The 273-nt window shown below is 76.2% G+C and carries 1 pseudogene; it reads right to left on the bottom strand.

The annotated features are described in order from the left end of the window. Positions 1-273, bottom strand: a pseudogene (locus CVH10_RS20555) (ribose 1,5-bisphosphokinase); the annotation flags it as partial.

Below are 273 nucleotides of genomic sequence, written 5' to 3'. Positions count from 1 at the left end.
GGGCCCGGCGGCTGCCGTTGACCAGCACCGCCCGGCCCCGGGACAGCCAGGCCTCGAGCTCGATGCCGAGCCCGTAGTCCAGGCCGTGGGCCCGCCAGCTCAGGCAGAACAGCCCCAGCCGCCGACGCGAGGCGAACTCCGCGGCGCTGAGCGCCACGGAATTCTCGGACGCCCCGCCGTCGCGGGTCACGTAGCGGTGCGCCACCAGCCAGTCGGGATGGCGGGCCCGGGCGGCGTCGAGCAGGGAATCCTTGCCGACGCCGCTGGCCCCCA

It is taken from the genome of Halomonas sp. ND22Bw (genome assembly GCF_003011945.1).
In the GTDB taxonomy this organism is placed as follows: domain Bacteria; phylum Pseudomonadota; class Gammaproteobacteria; order Pseudomonadales; family Halomonadaceae; genus Halomonas; species Halomonas halophila.
Note: the sequence above shows the minus strand (reverse complement) of the source record. Positions and strands in the feature narration are given on the sequence as shown.